Below are 17,881 nucleotides of genomic sequence, written 5' to 3'. Positions count from 1 at the left end.
CCGAGCGGCGAGCCGAGACGAAGCGGAGGCTCGGGGTCGTGCCCGAGGGACGAGGGCACGGCACCGGGCCGAAGCGGAGTCGAAGCGGAGCGCGACCAGACATACGAGCTTTCAGCCATCGCGGCGTGCCCCCTCAGGGTCGTAGAGAACGGGACTTGCGACCGTGACCGGGACCAGCTCGCCCCCCACCGGCGCATACAGCCGCTCACCGATACGGTCCCGGCCGCCCCTGACGAGGGCGAGCGCGAACGTCCGGCCGAGGGCCGCGCTGCGGTAGCTGGAGGTGACGTGCCCGAGCATCGGCACCGGCGGTTCGGGGAGCGGGCTGCTGGCGACCAGGTGAGTGCCTTCGGGCAGCAGGGTGCCGGGGTCGTCCGGCAGCAGGCCGACGAGGTGCTTGCGGTCGGGCCGGCTGGTGTCGGCGCGGGCGTACGAGCGCTTGCCGATGAAGTCGGGCTTCTTCTTGGACACCACCCAGCTCATGCCGAGGTCCTGCGGGGTCACCGTGCCGTCGGTGTCCTGGCCGACGATCGGATAGCCCTTCTCGGCGCGCAGGACATGCATGGTCTCGGTGCCGTACGCCGTGATGCCGAGCGGGCGTCCCGCCTCGTACAGCGCCTCCCACAGCGCCGTCGCGTCCCACGGCGAGACATTGATCTCGTACGCCAGTTCGCCGGAGAAGCTGATCCGGCACACCCGTGCCGGGATCCCGGCGACGGCCGTGTCGCGCCAGGCCATGAACGGGAAGCCGGCGTTGTCCACGGCGAGCTGCGGGGCGAGCCCGCCCAGCACCTCGCGGGAGCGGGGGCCGACCAGGGCGACGGTGGCCCACTGCTCGGTGACCGAGGCACAGTGCACGCGCAGGTCGGGCCACTCCGTCTGGAGCCACTCCTCCATCCAGTCGAGTACAGCGGCGGCGTTGCCGGTCGTGGTGGTGACGAGGAAGCGCCTCTCGGCGAGCCGGATGACGGTGCCGTCGTCGAAGAGCATCCCGTCGGGGCGGCACATCACGCCGTAGCGGATCATGCCGACCTTCAGCGTGCTCATCATGTTGGTGTAGAGCCGGTCCAGGAATTCTCCGGCATCCGGTCCCTGCACGTCGATCTTGCCGAGGGTGGAGGCGTCCATGAAGGCGACGCCTTCGCGGGCGGCGCGGCACTCGCGCAGCACTGCCGCTTCCATGTCCTCACCGGCTCGCGGGTAGTACCACGGCCGTTTCCACTGCCCGACGTTCTCGAAGAGCGCGCCGTGCGCGACGTGCCAGTCGTGCAGGGCGGTGACGCGTACAGGGTCGTGCAGGACCCCACGGTCGCGGCCGGCGAGCGTGGCGAAGGAGACCGGCGCATACGGGGCGCGGAAGGTCGTCGTGCCGAGCTCTGCGACGTCGACGCCGAGCAGGTGCGCGATGACGCCGCCGGCGAGAACGCCCGAGGTCTTGCCCTGGTCGTTCGCCGTGCCCGCTGTGGTGTAGCGCTTCAGGTGCTCGACCGACCGCATCCCGGCGCGCGTCGCGCGGGCGAGATCGCCGACGGTGACATCGCGCTGGAGGTCGACAAAGCTGCGGGATGTGTCCGTTCCGGGGGCGACCCACAGATGCCGGGCCGGTGTGCGGGGCTCTTCGACCGGCGAGGGGAGCGGGAGCGAGGCAGAGGCGGCGAACCCCTCGGCTTCGAGCGCCCGCGCGCCCGCGGCCGCGCCGTCGGCCAGGCAACGGGGGAGGTCGAACTCACCGCGTGCCGCCCCGGCGACCTCCACCGCCTGGCGGCAGCTGTCCGGCACGAACGAGCCGAGCGCGTCGTCGTAGCGAAGCCGCCCGCCGGCCTGGCTGAACAAGTGGACGACCGGGTTCCAGCCGCCGGAGACGAGCAGGAGGTCGGCGGCGATCTCGCGGGAGGCCGAGCCTCCCTCGGCAGGGAACACGGTCACCGAGGAGACTCGCGGCTCGCCCGCGGTACCCGTGACGATGTTCCCGGCGAGCACCTCTATGCCGGCCTCCGCGGCCCGGCGCGCCCACTCCCCCGGCTCGGGCCGGGCGTCGACGACCGCCGCGACCTCCACCCCCGCCGCCGCCAGGTCGAGTGCGGTGGCGTACGCGCTGTCGTTCGTGGTGAACACCAGCGCGCGGTGACCCGGGAGGACGCCGTACCGGTTCACGTACGTACGGGCCGCGCCCGCGAGCATGACGCCGGGGCGGTCGTTGTCGGCGAAGGCGAGCGAGCGCTCGTGCGCACCGGTCGCCAGGACGACCCGCTGCGCCCGGATCCGCCACACCCGCTCGCGCGAGACGTGGGCGGGGGCCTGTGCGCCCAGGTGGTTGGTGCGGCGCTCGACGGCGATCACGTAGTTGTCGTCGTAGTAGCCGAAGACCGTGGTGCGGCGCAGCACCCGCACGTCGGGCGCCGCGTCCAGCTCGTCGCCCGCCTCGGCCACCCAGTCCGGCAGTTGGCCCGTACCGAGCAGGCTTCCGCCCAGCTCGGGCTGGTCATCGGCGAGGATCACCCGCGCCCCGCTGCGAGCGGCCGCCGTCGCCGCGGCGAGACCGGCCGGTCCCGCGCCGACGACCAGCAGGTCGCAGTGGGCGTGCACGGCGTCGTAGCGAGCGGGGTCCGGTTCGGTGGCGAGGCGTCCCTGGCCCGGTAGGCCGCTCGCCACGAGCCCGTCGTACAACTCGACAGTCGTCGCGGGGAGCATCGGCTCCGGGAAAGGGGCCTCTATCTGGACGACGGCGTTCGGCTCCTCGGCTCCCGCCGCGAAGATGCCGCGCGGACGGCCGAGTCTGACGCTGGTGCCGGTCTGGTGGACGCCGCCCGCGAGCAGCGCGGAGGCGAGGGTGTCGCCCCGGTAGCCCTGGTACTCCACGCCGTCGAAGAGGAAGCTCAGCGGCTTCTCCCGGGAGATACGGCCACCGCTGGGCCGTCGGAAGGGCTGCGAGGTCATGCGATCACCGGCCTTGGCTCGCCGACCCGGTACACGGCGAGGATGTCGTTGGTCGCCGTGTCCCGGACGGCGTTGAACCAGCGGCGGCAGCCGTCCGCGTGGCTCCACCTCTCGGGGAACGGCCCCTTGGTGTTGTCACGGAAGAACAGATAGCGGGCCCACTCCTCGTCGGTGAGGGCCGAAGGGTCCTCGGGATAGGGAACGTGCGCCTGACCGCCGTAGTGGAATTCGGCCTCGTCGCGAGGCCCGCACCAGGGGCATGGGATGAGCAGCATGGGTCCGGCTCCTCGTGTTGTGCTTCGCTCAGTGGGCGACCGCGGCCGCGCCGTGCTCGTCGACGAGCGCGCCGGTGGTGAAACGGTCGAGCGTGAAGGGGGCGGCCAGCGGGTGGGCTTCGTCGTGGGCGATGGTGTGGGCGAAGGCCCAGCCGACTCCCGGCGTGGCCTTGAAGCCGCCCGTCCCCCAGCCGCAGTTGACGTAGAGGTGGTCCACGGGGGTGAGCCCGACGATCGGTGACGCGTCGGGGCTGACGTCGACGATGCCGCCCCAGGTGCGCAGGACGTGCGCGCGGGCGAAGACCGGGAACAGTTCCAGCGCGGCTGCCATCTGGCGCTCGATGATGTGGAACGCGCCGCGCTGCGTGTACGCGTTGTACGCGTCGATGCCCGCACCCATGACCAGCTCGCCCTTGTGGGCCTGGCTGACGTAGACATGCACCGCGTTGGACATGACCACGGTGGGGTGCACCGGCTCAAGGAGTTCGGAGACCAGGGCCTGGAGTGGGTGGCTCTGGACGGGCAGCTCGAAGCCTGCCATGGCCGCCAGCACCGAGGAGTGCCCGGCCGCGCAGAGGGCGACCCGGCCCGCGGCGATCGGGCCGAGCGAGGTCTGTACGCCGGTCACCCGGCCGCCCTGCACGTCGATGCCGGTGACCTCGCAGTTCTGGATGAGGTCGATGCCCGCGGCGTCGGCGGAGCGGGCGAGGCCCCAGGCGACGTGGTCGTGCTTGGCGATGCCCGCGCGCGGCTGGTAGGTCGCGCCCATGACCGGGTAGCGCACGTCCGGCGAGATGTTGACGATCGGGCAGACGTCCTTGACCTGCTCCGGGTCGAGCCACTCGGCGTCCACGCCGTTCAGCCGGTTGGCCTCGACCCGGCGCACGCTGTCGCGTACATCCTGCAGGCTGTGCGCCAGGTTCAGCACACCGCGCTGGGAGAACAGGATGGGGTAGTCGAGCTCGTCCTCCATCCCCTCCCACAGCTTGAGCGCGTGCTCGTAGATCCCGGCGCTCTCGTCCCAGAGGTAGTTGGAGCGGATGATGGTCGTGTTGCGGGCCATGTTGCCGCCGGCGAGCCAGCCCTTCTCAAGGACGGCGACATTGGTGATGCCGTGGTTCTTGGCCAGGTAGTGGGCGGTGGCGAGGCCGTGTCCGCCGCCGCCGACGATCACGACGTCGTACGACCGCTTGGGCTCGGGCGTGCGCCACAGCCAGTCGGGGTGCTCGGGAAGGTCGGCGCCTGGGGTACGGGGACTCATCGCGCGTCTCCTGACAGGGACGGGTAGAGGGGGTGGGCGGCCGCGAGGGAGGAAACGAAGCCCCTGCGGAGCAGGGCAGGGAAAGAGGAATCGCCGCCGGGCGATTCGTCGTCCACCTCTGACCACCCGCAGCAACTCACAAGCGGGTGCGGCCCGGTGGCCGGGTCAGCCGCGCAGGCGCGACATCGTCGGGTCGAACAGCGGCTCCTCGGCGACGACCGCCGGAACGCGCTGGTCGAAGTAGCCGATCTGCAGGGCGCGGCCGGCCGTGGCGAGTTGCGCGGGGAGCCAGGCGTAGGCGATGCCCTTGCCGATGGTGTAGCCGTACGCCGCGCTGGTGACGTAACCCACCGGGCGGCCGTCGTCGTACACGGGCTCCTTGCCCATGACCACGGCGCGCGGGTCGTCGATGGTCAGACAGGTGAGGCGGCGGCGTACGTCGGCCGCGCGCCGCTCCAGTGCGGCCCGGCCGATGAAGTCGCCCTTGTCCATCTTCACGGCGAAGCCGAGACCGGCCTCGTAGGGGTCGTGTTCGTAGGTCATGTCGGTGCCGAAGGACCGGTAGCCCTTCTCCAGGCGCAGGCTGTTGAAGGCGCCCCGGCCGGCGGCGATGCCCCCGTACGGCTGGGCGGCCTCCCAGAGGGTGTCCCACAGCTTCAGGCCCATGTCGGCGGTCGTGTACAACTCCCAGCCGAGCTCGCCGACGTAGCTGAGGCGCATGGCGGTGACGGGCACGGCGCCGATGTGGGCGCGCTTGGCCCGGAAGTAGCGCAGGCCGTTGTCGGAGAAGTCCGAGTCTGCCAGCGGCTGGAGCACCTCGCGCGCCTTCGGTCCCCACAGGCCGATGCAGCAGGTGCCCGCGGTGATGTCCCGTACGACGACGGATCCGTCGCCGGGGAGATGACGGGTGAACCAGTCGAGGTCCAGGTTGCCGTTGGCGCCGACCTGGAAGAGGTCCCGGCCGAGCCGCGCCACCGTGATGTCGCTGCGGATGCCGCCGTCCTCGTCCAGCATCAGCGTGTACGTCACCGAGCCGGCGGACTTGTCGACGTTGGCAGTGGTCAGTCGCTGGAGGAACGCGGCGGCTCCGCGGCCGGCGACCTCCAGCCGCTTCAGGGCCGTCATGTCGTACATCGCGACGCTCTCGCGGGTGGCGAGGGCCTCGGCGCCGACGACCGGTGACCACAGCTGTGCGGCCCAGTCGTTGGGGGTGGGGATGGACCACCGGGCGAGGAGGGGCTCGTTGGCGGAGTACCACTGGGGCCGCTCCCAGCCGGACGCCTCCAGGAAGAAGGCGTTCAGCTCCCGCTCGCGGACGTGGAACGGGCTGGTGCGCAGCGGCCTCGGGGCACCCGGCGGCTGGAGCGGGTGGATGATGTCGTAGACCTCGGCGAAGTTCTGGCAGTCGCGTGCGAGAACGTAGTCGGGGGCGAGCTGGTGCGGCTCGAAGCGGTTGACGTCGCACTCGTGCAGGTCGAAGGAGGAGCAGTGGCCGTCGACGAGCCATTCGGCCATGGCGCGGCCGACGCCGGCGGAGTGGGTGACCCAGACCGCCTCGGCGACCCAGAAGCCCTTGACGTCGGGTGATTCGCCGAGCAGGGGCATTCCGTCGGTGGTGAACGAGAAGAGCCCGTTGATGCCCTCCTCGACCTTGGCGTCCCGGGTGGCGGGCAGCAGGGACTGGGTCTCGGTCCAGGCGTCGGCGAAGTCGTCCTCCGTGAACCGCAGTACGGAGGGCATCGGTTCGGCGGAGTCCTCGGCGGAGTCCTCGGCGGAGTCCACCGAGGCGATGTCGTCGGCCGAGACCGGCATGGGCCGGTGGCCGTAGTAGCCGATGCCGATCCGGTCGAAGCGGTCGCGGTAGTACAGGTCGGCGTCCTGGTGCCGCAGGATCGGGCGGACCGCTTCCTCGGCCTGTCCGGCGAGCGCCGGAACCGGGCCGGTCCACGCCAGTTGGTGTGCCAGCGGGGTCAGCGGAAGGTTCATCCCGACCATACGGGCGATCTTGGGGCCCCAGATGCCGGCGCAGCACACGACGATGTCTGCGGGGATCTCGCCCTGGCCGGTGACGACGGCGGTGACCCGCTCACCGTGCTCGCCGTCCGTGCGGATGTCCAGGACTTCGTGGCGGGCGAGGAAGCGTACGCCCCGGGCCGTGGCGGCCCGGATCTGCGCCTCGACGGCGAGCACCGCCTTGGCCAGTCCGTCGGTGGGGACAAGGAGACCGCCGAGCACACGCTCGCGGTTCACCAGGGGGTGCAGATCCACGCACTCCTCCGGGCCCACGAGCCGGCCCTCGATCCCCCAGGAGGTCAGCCAGCCCTGCCGGCGCCGCAGCTCGGTCAGGCGCTCCGGGGTGGTGGCCACTTCGAGCCCGCCGACCTGCAGGAAGCAGGGCTGCCCGTCAACGTCGAGGGCGCAGAGCTTCTCGACGGTGTAGCGGGCCAGTTCGGTCATGGTCTTCGAAGGGTTCGTCTGGAACACGAGGCCCGGGGCGTGGGACGACGATCCGCCGGTGGCAGGAAGCGGCCCCTGGTCGACGACTGTCACCTCGGTCCAGCCCCGGGAGGAGAGTTCGTCAGCCAGCGCCGCTCCCACGACGCCCGCTCCGATGATGACCACGCGCGGTCCCGCCATCGCCGCCCCTCCGATTCAAAAGAAGTCGAGTTGCCGTCAGCGCAACGTGCTTCAGGTTGCGCAACTCACAGTGCCGGTCGCCCCGTGCGGTGTCAAGGGGTGCGAATTCGCGGGAACGGCCGTTTCACAAAGACGCGGAAACAGCCGTGCCCGGCGGGCTGTCTCGACAGCCCGCCGGGCACGGCACGTTGCTTTCCGTCTCTCCTGGCTCAGCCCTTTCCGAGCCAGACGTCGACCTTCTTTCGGTTGCCCTCGACCCACTTCTGCGCGGCCTTCTCCGGCGACATCTTGCCCTGCGCGATGTATTTCGCCACGGTGTCCTGATCCTCGTTCGACCAGGTGAAGTTCTTGACGAGCTGATAGGCGGGACTTCCGGAGTCGGCGAACTTCTTACTGACGATCTTGTCCAGTACGTAGGCGGGATAGTCGCAGGCGGTCTTCTCCGGGTCGGCGTCACAGTCCGCCTGGTACGCGGGCAGGTCCACCTTCACGAGCTTCAGCTCCGAGAAGAGCCACTGCGGTTCGTAGAAGTATCCGATGACAGGCGTCTTCTGGGCCTCTGCCTGGCGGAACGCCTGGATGAGAGCGGCCTCGCTGCCCGCGTACACCACCTTGTAATCGAGGTTCAGGTTCTTCACCAGAGCGCCGTCGTTGGTGACGAACGACGGATCCCCGTCCAGCAGCTGGCCCTTGCTGCCGGACTCGGACGTCCTGAACATCTCGGCGTACTTGTTCAGGTTCTTCCAATCGGTGATGTCCGGGTACTTCTCCGCCATCCACGGCGGTACGTACCAGCCGATGACGCCCTTGTTTCCTGTCTCACCGGCGGGGACTGCCGTCTTCTGCTGCTCGATGTATTTCTTCTTCAGATCCGGGTGGCCCCAGTTCTCGACGACCGCGTCCACCTCACCCGTGCCGAATCCCTGCCAGGCAACCTCTTCCTTGAGGTCCTTCTTCGTCACCTTGCACCCGAGGTCCTTTTCCGCGACATACGCGATGACCGCCGCATTGGCCTCGTAACCGACCCACGGGTTGACGGCGAGATTGAAAGTGCCGCATTTCCCGGCGCCGGCGCCGCCCGATCCGGCGCTCGCCTCTCCGACCTTCGCACCGCCGCAGCCGCTGAGCGCGAGGGTCAGTGCCGCCAGGCCGGCCAGACCGGCGCGTCGCCGCATCCGCGTCGCCCGTGTGATGACATTTCTTTCCATGGGTGTCCTGCCCCTTCTTCTGCCTCAGCTCCCGCTGGGCACTCCGGTGGCCCGGTGGGCTGCCGCTTGGGTGATCCGGTCGAACATGACTCCGAGCAGCACGATGGCCAGGCCCGCCGCCAGGCCCTTGCCGTACAACTGGCCCTGCGAGAACCCCGCCACGACGTCATAGCCGAGGGCCCCGGCGCCCACCAGACCACCCACCACGACCATCGACAGCACGTAGATCAGTCCCTGGTTCGTCGCGAGAGCCAGGGCGCCGCGCGCCATCGGAAGCTGCACCTTCGTGATGGTCTGCCAGGTGCTGGAGCCGGCCGAGGTCGCTGCCTCCACCGTGGTCTGCGGCACCGCCCGCACCCCGTCCGCGATGATCTTCATCGTCACCGGTGCCGCGTAGACGATCGCGGCGACGATCGCCGTGAACCGACTCGCGCCGAACAGCGCGAGGAACGGCACCAGATAGACGAACGCCGGCATGGTCTGCCCGGCGTCGAGTACAGGACGGATCAACCGGTCTGCCAGGGCGCTGCGCCCCATCCACACCCCCACCACGACACCTAGGACCATCACGATGACCGTGGCCACCACGCTGGAGGCCAGCGTCGTCATGCTGTCCCGCCACAGGCCCGTACCGACGATCAGCGCCACGCACACCGCCGCGGTGGCCGCCGCACGCCATCCGCCGAACAGCCCGCCGAGGGCCACCACCATCGCGCCGACGAGCCACCAGGGGGAGCCGGTCAGCAGCGCCTCGAAGGGGTTGAGCAGCAGCGTGGTGATCACTTCGCGCAGCCCGTTGGTCACCCCGGCGAAGCTGCCCTGCGCCCACGCGGTCGTGGAGTCCGCCGTACGGGCGATCGCGCTGCCCACCCCGGCGTCACCCGGGAATTCCGCCGCCCACACAAAGGTGTGGGACAGCCATACGCAGACGGCGGTGAGCGCGCCTCCGGCGATGAGCAGCGGACGGCGCCACCGCGCCGAGCGGCCGTCGCCCTGCCTGGCTGTCTCGGCCCTGACGCTCGCCGCGGTGGTGACGCGGTCGAGCACGATGGCCATCACGACGATGGCGAGACCGGCGTTGAACGCCACGCCCACGTCGAGTGTTTCCAGGGCCTTGATGACGGTCTTGCCCAGGCCGGGCGCGTCGATGAGCGCGGCGATGGTGACCATGGACAGCGCGGCCATGATGGTCTGGTTCACGCCCAGCACGATCGTGCGCTTCGACATCGGCAGCAGCACTTTGGTCAGCGTCTGGCGCCGGGTCGAGCCCAGCGACTCGGCCGCCTCGACCGTGGTCCGGGGCACCGAGCGGATCGCGTGGGCGGTGATACGCACCGCCGGCGGCGTCGCGAAGATCAGTGTGGCGATCGTGGCGGACGCCGGGCCGATGAGGAAGAACAGCGTCAGCGGGGCCAGGTAGACGAACGTAGGCATCGTCTGCATGAAGTCGAGCACGGGTGTGACCAGGCGGTTCACCCGGTCGGACAGCCCGGCCCAGACCCCGAGCGGAATACCGGCGAGCAGCGAGACGAAGACGGCCGCCACGGTGAGGGCGAGCGTGTCCATGCTCTCCTGCCACAGTCCCTGCAGACCGAAGAGGACGAATCCGGCGACGGCCAGGGCCGCCACCCGCACATTCCCGAACGCCCACGAGACATAGCCGACGAGGGCGACGACGCCCAGCCAGCCGACCACGGGAACCGGGCGGCCGAACGACGGCTGCGAGAACAGCGCCTGGATGAAGGTGACCAGGTTGTCGACGACCAGACGGATCTCGTTGAAGAAGTAGAGGAAGACCGGGTTGCTGTTGCGGTGGGCGCCGACGGCGTCGTTGATCTCGTTGAACTCGCGGTGGAGCGGGGTCAGTTCCGCCGTGCCGAGCGGAAGCGTATGGGTGCCGCGCAGAACCAGCCACAGGGCGAGCCAGCCCATGACGATCGCGGCCACGACCAGTCGGCGGCCGCCCCGTACCGGCGACAGTCGCGCGGTCGCCTCTGCCAGGACGGCCATCAGGCGCCGTCCTCCGCACCGGCACCGGCTCCGTCACCGTCTCCCCCGGCGACGACCGCGAGGATCTCCTCGTCGCCGACGATGCCGAGGAGGCGCCCGTCCTCGACGACCTTCACGGGCTTGTCTGCGGCGAGCACGGCGCGCGTCGCCTCACGGACGACGACGTCCGGGCTGAGCTCCGGTCCGTCAAGGGCGTCGTCCGGGCGGGCCGGGCGCATGATCCAGCGCAGCGTGAGCACATGGGAGCGGGGCACGTCCGCGACGAAGTCCCTGACGTAGTCGTCGGCGGGCGCGCCGACCAGCTCGTCGCCCGTGCCGCACTGGACCGTCTTGCCGTCGCGCATGATGAGGATGCGGTCGCCGAGCTTCAGTGCCTCGGACAGATCGTGCGTGATGAACACCATCGTCTTGCCGACCTCGCGGTGCAGGCGGATGACCTCGTTCTGCATGTCCCGGCGGATCAGCGGGTCGAGCGCGGAGAACGGCTCGTCGAAGAGGAGGACATCAGGGTCGCCCGCGAGGGCGCGGGCGAGCCCGACCCGCTGCTGCATACCGCCGGAGAGCTGGTCGGGGTAGGAGTGCTCGTACCCGGTGAGGCCGACCAGTTCGATGACCTCCATGGCGCGCCGGGTGCGCTCGGCCCGGCTCATGCCGCGGATCTCCAGGCCGTACGCGACGTTGTCCACGACCCGGCGGTGCGGCAGCAGCCCGAAGTGCTGGAAGACCATGGAGAACTTGCGCCGCCGCAGCTCACGCAGTCGCTTGTCGTCCGCGCGGCGGATGTCCTCGCCCTCGAAGACGATCTCACCGGCGGTGGGTTCTATCAGCCGGGTCAGACATCGCACGAGTGTCGACTTGCCCGAGCCGGACAGGCCCATGACGACGAAGACCTCTCCGGGCGACACATCGAAACTCACATCCCGAACGGCCGCGGTACAGCCCGTCTGCCGCATGAGCTCCTGTCGGGTAAGACCGCAGAGCTCGGACGAGTCCGGCACCTGCGCGGCCCTGGGCCCGAAGACCTTCCACAGGCCGCGGACGGAGATGACCGGAGTCCTGTCGTCGGACACGCCGCGCTGCGGCGGCAGTTCTGTCTCTGTTGCGGTCACTGTCGACCTCTCTTCGGATGGCACGGCCGCGCTCGACGTCGGTGGCACAGAGCTCAGCCGCGGAACCAGTTCTGCGGCCGGGGTTGGATGTTCTGCCAGATGTGCTTGGGTTCGCGGTACTCGTCCAGGCCGGTCGGCCCCAGCTCGCGGCCGACTCCCGAGTGCCCGAAGCCGCCCCACTCCGCCTGCGGTACGTACGGGTGGTAGTCGTTGATCCATACGGTGCCGTGCCGCAGCCGCCGGGCAACCCGCTGCGCCCTGCCCGCATCCTGCGTCCAGACGGCGCCCGCGAGTCCGTACTCGGTGTCGTTGGCGATCCGTACGGCGTCGTCCTCGTCCGAGAACCGCTCGACGGTGAGCACCGGGCCGAAGGACTCCTCCCGTACGACGTGCATGTCCTGGCGGCACTCGTCGAGCACGGTCGGCAGGTAGTAGAACCCGTCGGCCAGTGCGGGGTCATCGGGGCGCCGGCCCCCGCAGCGCAGTACGGCGCCCTGCGCCAGGCCCGACGCGACGTACTCCTCCACCTTCGTCCGGTGCTGTGCGGAGATCAGCGGGCCCGTCTCGGCGTCGGGGTCGAACGGGCCACCCAACCGGATGTTCCGGGCGCGGCGTACGACCTCGTCGACGAAGGCGTCGTGCAGGGAGTCCTCGACGATCAGGCGGGCACCGGCCGAGCAGACCTGGCCGGAGTGGAGGAAGACGGCCGTGAGGGCGAAGTCGACGGCGGCCTCGAAGTCGGCGTCGGCGAAGACGACGTTGGGGTTCTTGCCGCCCAGTTCCAGGGCGACCTTCTTCACGGTGGCGGCGGCCGTGGCCATGATCCGCTTTCCCGTCTCCAGACCGCCGGTGAACGAGACCATGTCGACGCCCGGGTGCTCCGCGAGGGGCGCGCCCGCCTCGGCTCCCGCTCCCAGGACGAGGTTCGCGACACCGGCGGGAAGCCCGGCCTCCTCCAGCGCGCGCATCAGCAGGATGGAGGTCGAGGGGGTCAGCTCGCTGGGTTTCAGGACCAGCGTGTTGCCGGCGGCGAGGGCGGGTGCGACCTTCCACGCCGCCTGCAGCAGGGGGTAGTTCCACGGGGTGATGAGCCCGCACACACCGACCGGCTCGTAGACGACCCGGCTGATGGCGTCCTCGCGGCCGGTGTCGACCACGCGGCCCGCGCTCGTGCCCGCGACCCCGCCGAAGTACCGGAAGCAGGCGACGATGTCGGCGATGTCGTACTCGCTCTCGACCAGGCGCTTGCCGGTGTCGAGAGACTCGGCGCGGGCGAACTCCTTGGCGTCGCGCTCCATGACGTCGGCGGTGCGCAGCAGCAGCGCGCCGCGCTCACGCTCGGGCGTCCGTGGCCACGGCCCTTCGTCGAAGGCGTGCCGCGCCGCGGCGATCGCGGCTTCGGTGTCGGCTCGCGTCGCTTCGCACACGGTCCGGACATGCGTGCCGTCGGCGGGACAGTGAATGTCCCGGTGGCCGCCCGCCATCGCGTCGCGCCACTTGCCGTCGAGGTACAGATCTGCCACGCGCGGAGCCCTTCATACGGGTATCACCGATATCTGCGTTGCGTATCGCGCATCGAATTGCTCGTAATGGAACGACACAATCGCCCACGAGGTGCCGTTCGTCAAGGGGTACGGAGGGGCGGATCTGCCGCCTCCGCCAGTTGCCCGCGCCCCCTTGACCCGCCGCGCCACAGCGCTGGAGCATGTTGCGTATCACCCACCCTGTTGTGCAATACGCATCAACGGAGGATGCATCATGTCTCCTCGACCGCAACCCGGCTAGGGCTCGGCGCCGGCGGGGCGCCCGTCAGCCGCCGAGGCGGTCCAGCATCGCGCGGCGCCAGCGCTCCGTCTCCGCGATCTGGTTGAACGTGAACAGGTGCAGACCGGCCACGCCCGCCTCCGGTGAGCCCAGCGCGGGGGCCGTTCGGCGGAGCAGTCTCTCCGGGGAGTAGCCGCCCGGCGCCGCGAAACGCACGAACCAGGCGGCGTGCCGGGTCAGGAACTTCGCCGACTCCCCCACGCCGATCTTCGTCGCCACGGAGAGCAGCTTCGCGCGCTGCACGGGCCCGGCGACACCGAGGTGTACCGGCAGCGTGACGCCGCGACGACGCACCCTCCCGAGCCAGTGCCGCAGGGTCCCCGGGTCGAAGCAGAGATTGCTGACGATGTAGGTCGCGTGCGCCTGCTTGTCCCACATCGACTGGACGGTGACATCGTCGTCGATACGGGGATGGCTCTCCGGATAGCCGGTGATGCCGACGTGCGCGAACGGGCTGCCCAGCTCGCTGAGCCGGCGCAGTACGGGCAGCGCCGCGTCGTACACCCCGGCCGGCGGGTCCGCGTCGCCCGCCGGCACGAAGACGTCCTCGATACCGGCGGCGATGAGCCGGTCGACGACGTCCGCCAGGTGGCTGTGGTCGACGATCTGCCGGGCCGGGACGTGCGGCACGACCCGGTAGCCGTGGCCCGCCAGCCGGGTGGCGAGGTCCAGCGTCGGGCCGAGGCCCTTGGCCGGTGAGGCGGTGACGGTGACGGGGATGTCGGTGGGGACGCAGCCGAGGACCTTGTCCTCGGTGCTCTTCGTCGGCAGGACCTCGTAGCGGACCCTGTGCAGGAGCTCCGGCAGGCCCCCGGTGAGGGGGGCCTGCGCGGAGCGCTCGGGATACGGCGTGGGCCGCGTGGGCATGGCCGCTCCTTCTCAGGCGGGAGTGGGCCGGTGCCGGTAGAACTCGGCCTTGGACGGCGGCAGCGGCTCATTGCCCAGGATGAGGTCGGCGGCCTTCTCGGCGACCATCATCACCGGTGCGTAGATATTGCCGTTGGTGACGTACGGCATCACCGACGCGTCCACGACGCGCAGCCCCTCCAGGCCGTGCACGCGCATGCTCGCCGGGTCGGTCACCGCCATGTCGTCGGTGCCCATCTTCAAGGTGCACGACGGATGCAGGGCGGTCTCGCCCTCCTTCGCCACCCAGGCGAGGATCTCCTCGTCGGTCTCGACGGCCGGTCCGGGCGAGATCTCCCCGTCGTTGTACGCGGCCATCGCCGGCTGGCCCAGGATCTGGCGGGCGGTGCGGATCGCCTCGACCCACTCGCGGCGGTCCTGCTCGGTGGAGAGGTAGTTGAACCGCAGCGCCGGGTGTTCGCGCGGATCCTTGTTCTTGATCTTCACCGAGCCGATGGCGTCGGAGTACATCGGCCCGACGTGTACCTGGTAGCCGTGACCGCCGGACGGCGCGGAGCCGTCGTAGCGGACCGCGATGGGCAGGAAGTGGAACATCAGGTTGGGGTACTCGACGTCCTCGTTGCTGCGCGCGAAGCCGCCGGCCTCGAAGTGGTTGGTCGCCCCGGGGCCCTTGCGGAAGAGCCACTGGAGGCCGATCCACGGCCGGTGCCGCCACTTCAGATACGGCTGCATCGAGACCGGCTGCTTGCAGGCGTACTGGACGTACACCTCCAGGTGGTCCTGGAGGTTCTCCCCCACGCCCGGCAGGTCGTGGACGACGTCGATGTCCAGTGCGCGCAGCTCGTCGGCGTTGCCGACGCCGGACAGCTGAAGCAGCTGCGGAGAGTTGATCGCGCCGCCGGACAGGATCACCTCGCCGGCGCGCACCTGCTGGGGCGCGCCGCGGCCGCGGCGGTACTCGACGCCGACGGCGCGCTTGCCCTCGAAGAGGATCCGGGTCACGAAGGCCCGGGTCCGCACCGTCAGGTTGGGCCGCTTCATGACCGGGTGGAGGTAGGCCCGCGCGGCGGACAGCCGCCGTCCGCGGTGGACATTGCGGTCGAAGGGCGCGAAGCCCTCCTGCCGGTAGCCGTTGACGTCATCGGTCAGTGGATGGCCAGCCTGCTGCACCGCTTCCAGGAAGGCCGGAAACAGCGGACTGGAAGCCGGGCCACGCTCCAGGACGAGCGGTCCCGAGCGGCCGCGGAACTCGTCCTCGGGGTCCGAGGCGAGGCAGTTCTCCATCCGGTTGAAGTACGGCAGGCAGTGCGCGTAGTCCCAGGTCTCCATGCCGGGGTCGGCGCCCCAGCGCTCGTAGCCCAGGGGGTTGCCGCGCTGGAAGATCATTCCGTTGATGCTGCTCGACCCGCCGAGCACCTTGCCCCGGGCGTGGTAGATGCGCCGCCCGTTCATGTGCGGCTCGGGCTCGGACTCGTACTTCCAGTCGTAGAAGCGGCTGCCGATGGGGAAGGGCAGCGCCGCGGGCATATGGATGAAGACGTCCCACGGGTAGTCGGGCCGGCCGGCTTCGAGGACCAGGACCCGGTTGCCCGGGTCCGTGGAGAGCCGGTTCGCCAGTGCGCTGCCGGCCGAACCACCGCCGACGATGACGAAGTCGTACTTCTGGGGCGCCATTGCTGCCTCGTCTCGGTCGCGCCGTCGATACGCGCGCATGCTAATACGAGTATCGCTATACGCACTAGGTTGCAAGCAACGCAACTTCCTTTCGTCGTACCGACCAGTCACTTCGTTGGTGACAGCGCGTATAGTTTCGCCATGAGCAACTACACGGCAGCTACCGAATCCGCAGGCGCCCCGGCGGGCGGAGTGCAGTCCGTCGACCGCGCCGTCAGCGTCCTGGAGATCCTTGCCCAGCGCGGCGAGGCGGGCGTCAGTGAAGTGGCGGCGGAGATCGATGTCCATAAGTCGACCGCGTTCCGCCTGCTCGGGGCACTGGAGGCACGCGGTCTCGTCGAACAGGCCGCCGAGCGGGGCAAGTACCGCCTCGGCTTCGGGATCGTACGACTGGCCGGTGCGGTCACGGGGCGTATCGACATCACCCAGCAGGGCCGCCCGGTCTGCGAGCGGCTCGCCGAGGAGATCGGCGAGACGGTCAACATCGCCATCCTGGAGGAGCGTTACGCGATCAACCTCTGCCAGGTGCGCGGCCCGGGCGCGGTCACGGCGCACAACTGGGTCGGGCAGCTGACGCCGCTGCACGCCACATCCAGCGGCAAGGTCCTGCTGGCCCACCTCCCGGCGAAGCGGCGCGCGGAGCTGCTGGCCGAGGCCGGCCTGAAGAAGCTCACGCCGAGCACGCTGACCACCAGGACGAAGCTGGAGAAGAACCTCAGTGATGTCCTTGAGCGCGGATACGCCATGACGTTCGAGGAGTACGAGATCGGGCTCCATGCCATGGCCGCCCCGGTCCGCGACCGGGACGGCGAGGTCATCGCCGCGATCAGCGCATCGGGGCCCAGTTACCGCTTCACCGAGGAGCGCATGCACGAGCTCGCGCCGCTGCTGGTCCAGGGCGCGCAGGAAATCAGCCACCGCATGGGCTACCTGGGCTGACGTTCCGGGCGCTCCAGCCGGCCCTGCACCCAGTCGTGGAACGCGCCGATGTGATGCTCGCTGGGTACGAGGACTCCCCCCTTGGCGTACAGGCGGGAGCTCATCGCGGGCTGGCAGCGCTCGCAGGCTTCGAAGTCCTGCCTGTTGACCCGGTCGAAGAGTTCGACGGAACGGCTGACGTCCTTGCCGCTCTCCACCACGCCCTTGAGGTACAGCCAGTCGCACTCGACGATCGTGCGGTCGGCGGCGACCGGGTACATCCGGTGGAAGATCACATGGTCCGGCACCAGGTTGATGAAGACCTGCGGCTTGATGGTGATCGCGTAGTACTTGCGGTCCTGGTCCTCGGAGACCGTGGGGATGCGGTCGAGGCCCTCGGAGCCGTCGACGGTGAACCCCTTGATGTCGTCACCGAACTTGGCGCCGTGTCCGACGTAGTACTGCGCCGCGTAGCCGTCGGCGAACTCGGGGAGCACCTCGGTGAGTTCGGGGTGGATGGTGGCGCAGTGGTAGCACTCCATGAAGTTCTCGATGATGAGCTTCCAGTTCGCCTTGACGTCGTAGACGATCCGCTTTCCGACCTCCAGGTCGGCGATGTTGTAGCGCTCGATCGCCTCCACATCGCCGAGCCGCTCGACGACGGCGCCGATCACCTCCTCCTCGAAGGAGGGCGGACTGTCCGCGAGGCATACCCAGACATAGCCGAGCCACTCGCGCACGGCCACGTCCACAAGGCCGTACTCGGTCCGGCCGACGTCCGGCATCTTGGTGAGATTGGGGGCGGCGACGAGCTTGCCCTGAAGATCGTATGTCCAGGCGTGGTACGGGCACTGGAACGCCCGCTTGACCTCGCCGGACTCCTCCGTGCACAGCTTCGCGCCCCGGTGCCGGCACACATTGAAGAAGGCGCGGATCGAGTTGTCGCGCGAACGGGTCACCAGGATGCTCTCGCTTCCCACGTCCACCGTCTTGAAAGCTCCCGGCTTGGCCAGCTCGGAGGAGCGCGCCACGCAGAACCACATCGACTCGAAGATGTATTCCTGCTCCAGGCGGAAGATGTCCGGGTCGGTGTAGGAAGCGCCGGGAAGGGTGGCGATCAGGCTCTCCGGCAGGCTGGTCGTTGTCACGTGCACTCCTCGC

12 protein-coding genes are annotated in these 17,881 nt (G+C 69.8%); 1 reads left to right on the top strand and 11 read right to left on the bottom strand.

Going from position 1 to position 17,881, the window contains the following annotated elements; translation table 11 throughout:
• Positions 1–111: 111 nt before the first annotated feature.
• The 10 genes from J7I97_RS21310 to betA all read right to left on the bottom strand — a co-directional run bounded on the left by J7I97_RS21310 (position 112) and on the right by betA (position 15,802).
• Positions 112–2,937: a sarcosine oxidase subunit alpha family protein gene (locus J7I97_RS21310; protein WP_374195503.1), complete on the bottom strand. Its 2,826-nt coding sequence runs from the start codon at positions 2,935–2,937 to the stop codon at positions 112–114.
• Positions 2,934–3,212, bottom strand: a complete 279-nt coding sequence (locus J7I97_RS40370; RefSeq protein ID WP_374103642.1) for a sarcosine oxidase subunit delta — start codon at positions 3,210–3,212, stop codon at positions 2,934–2,936. The genes J7I97_RS21310 and J7I97_RS40370 overlap by 4 nt, the downstream gene beginning before the upstream one ends.
• A gap of 28 nt (positions 3,213–3,240) precedes the next feature.
• Positions 3,241–4,473, bottom strand: a complete 1,233-nt coding sequence (locus J7I97_RS21305; RefSeq protein ID WP_214937255.1) for a sarcosine oxidase subunit beta family protein — start codon at positions 4,471–4,473, stop codon at positions 3,241–3,243.
• Positions 4,474–4,638: 165 nt separating this feature from the next.
• The gene (locus tag J7I97_RS21300; RefSeq protein WP_214937253.1) at positions 4,639–7,110 is read right to left on the bottom strand and encodes an FAD-dependent oxidoreductase; all 2,472 of its coding nucleotides are present in this window, start codon (positions 7,108–7,110) and stop codon (positions 4,639–4,641) included.
• A gap of 209 nt (positions 7,111–7,319) precedes the next feature.
• Positions 7,320–8,318: an ABC transporter substrate-binding protein gene (locus J7I97_RS21295; protein WP_374195502.1), complete on the bottom strand. Its 999-nt coding sequence runs from the start codon at positions 8,316–8,318 to the stop codon at positions 7,320–7,322.
• A gap of 24 nt (positions 8,319–8,342) precedes the next feature.
• A complete protein-coding gene (locus J7I97_RS21290) occupies positions 8,343–10,328 on the bottom strand; it encodes an ABC transporter permease subunit (protein WP_214937251.1) in 1,986 nt (661 codons plus the stop codon).
• Positions 10,328–11,437: a glycine betaine/L-proline ABC transporter ATP-binding protein gene (locus J7I97_RS21285; protein WP_214937249.1), complete on the bottom strand. Its 1,110-nt coding sequence runs from the start codon at positions 11,435–11,437 to the stop codon at positions 10,328–10,330. The genes J7I97_RS21290 and J7I97_RS21285 overlap by 1 nt, the downstream gene beginning before the upstream one ends.
• Positions 11,438–11,490: 53 nt before the next feature.
• Positions 11,491–12,960: an aldehyde dehydrogenase family protein gene (locus J7I97_RS21280; protein ID WP_214937247.1), complete on the bottom strand. Its 1,470-nt coding sequence runs from the start codon at positions 12,958–12,960 to the stop codon at positions 11,491–11,493.
• Positions 12,961–13,246: 286 nt separating this feature from the next.
• Positions 13,247–14,128: a methylenetetrahydrofolate reductase gene (locus tag J7I97_RS21275; RefSeq protein ID WP_214937245.1), complete on the bottom strand. Its 882-nt coding sequence runs from the start codon at positions 14,126–14,128 to the stop codon at positions 13,247–13,249.
• A 12-nt stretch (positions 14,129–14,140) separates the two neighbouring features.
• A complete protein-coding gene (betA, locus tag J7I97_RS21270; RefSeq protein WP_214937242.1) occupies positions 14,141–15,802 on the bottom strand; it encodes a choline dehydrogenase in 1,662 nt (553 codons plus the stop codon).
• Between the two features lie 141 nt (positions 15,803–15,943).
• Between betA and J7I97_RS21265 the strand changes: the two genes are divergently transcribed.
• Positions 15,944–16,741 carry an IclR family transcriptional regulator gene (locus tag J7I97_RS21265; protein ID WP_214937240.1) on the top strand — a complete coding sequence of 266 codons (798 nt, stop codon included), beginning with the start codon at positions 15,944–15,946 and terminating at the stop codon, positions 16,739–16,741.
• Here J7I97_RS21265 and J7I97_RS21260 read toward each other — a convergent pair.
• Positions 16,729–17,868: an aromatic ring-hydroxylating dioxygenase subunit alpha gene (locus tag J7I97_RS21260; RefSeq protein ID WP_214937237.1), complete on the bottom strand. Its 1,140-nt coding sequence runs from the start codon at positions 17,866–17,868 to the stop codon at positions 16,729–16,731. The genes J7I97_RS21265 and J7I97_RS21260 overlap by 13 nt on opposite strands.
• Positions 17,869–17,881: the final 13 nt, after the last annotated feature.

The organism is Streptomyces sp. ISL-87 (assembly GCF_018614095.1).
In the GTDB taxonomy this organism is placed as follows: domain Bacteria; phylum Actinomycetota; class Actinomycetes; order Streptomycetales; family Streptomycetaceae; genus Streptomyces.
This window is presented reverse-complemented; position numbering and strand designations above follow the sequence as displayed.

What these genes read in the sequence shown, in the direction of transcription:
- J7I97_RS21310 (WP_374195503.1), bottom strand. Translation starts at nt 2,937, where the DNA reads ATGACCTCGCAGCCCTTCCGACGGCCCAGCGGTGGCCGTATCTCCCGG.
- J7I97_RS40370 (WP_374103642.1), bottom strand. Translation starts at nt 3,212, where the DNA reads ATGCTGCTCATCCCATGCCCCTGGTGCGGGCCTCGCGACGAGGCCGAA.
- J7I97_RS21305 (WP_214937255.1), bottom strand. Translation starts at nt 4,473, where the DNA reads ATGAGTCCCCGTACCCCAGGCGCCGACCTTCCCGAGCACCCCGACTGG.
- J7I97_RS21300 (WP_214937253.1), bottom strand. Translation starts at nt 7,110, where the DNA reads ATGGCGGGACCGCGCGTGGTCATCATCGGAGCGGGCGTCGTGGGAGCG.
- J7I97_RS21295 (WP_374195502.1), bottom strand. Translation starts at nt 8,318, where the DNA reads ATGGAAAGAAATGTCATCACACGGGCGACGCGGATGCGGCGACGCGCC.
- J7I97_RS21290 (WP_214937251.1), bottom strand. Translation starts at nt 10,328, where the DNA reads ATGGCCGTCCTGGCAGAGGCGACCGCGCGACTGTCGCCGGTACGGGGC.
- J7I97_RS21275 (WP_214937245.1), bottom strand. Translation starts at nt 14,128, where the DNA reads ATGCCCACGCGGCCCACGCCGTATCCCGAGCGCTCCGCGCAGGCCCCC.
- betA (WP_214937242.1), bottom strand. Translation starts at nt 15,802, where the DNA reads ATGGCGCCCCAGAAGTACGACTTCGTCATCGTCGGCGGTGGTTCGGCC.
- J7I97_RS21265 (WP_214937240.1), top strand. Translation starts at nt 15,944, where the DNA reads ATGAGCAACTACACGGCAGCTACCGAATCCGCAGGCGCCCCGGCGGGC.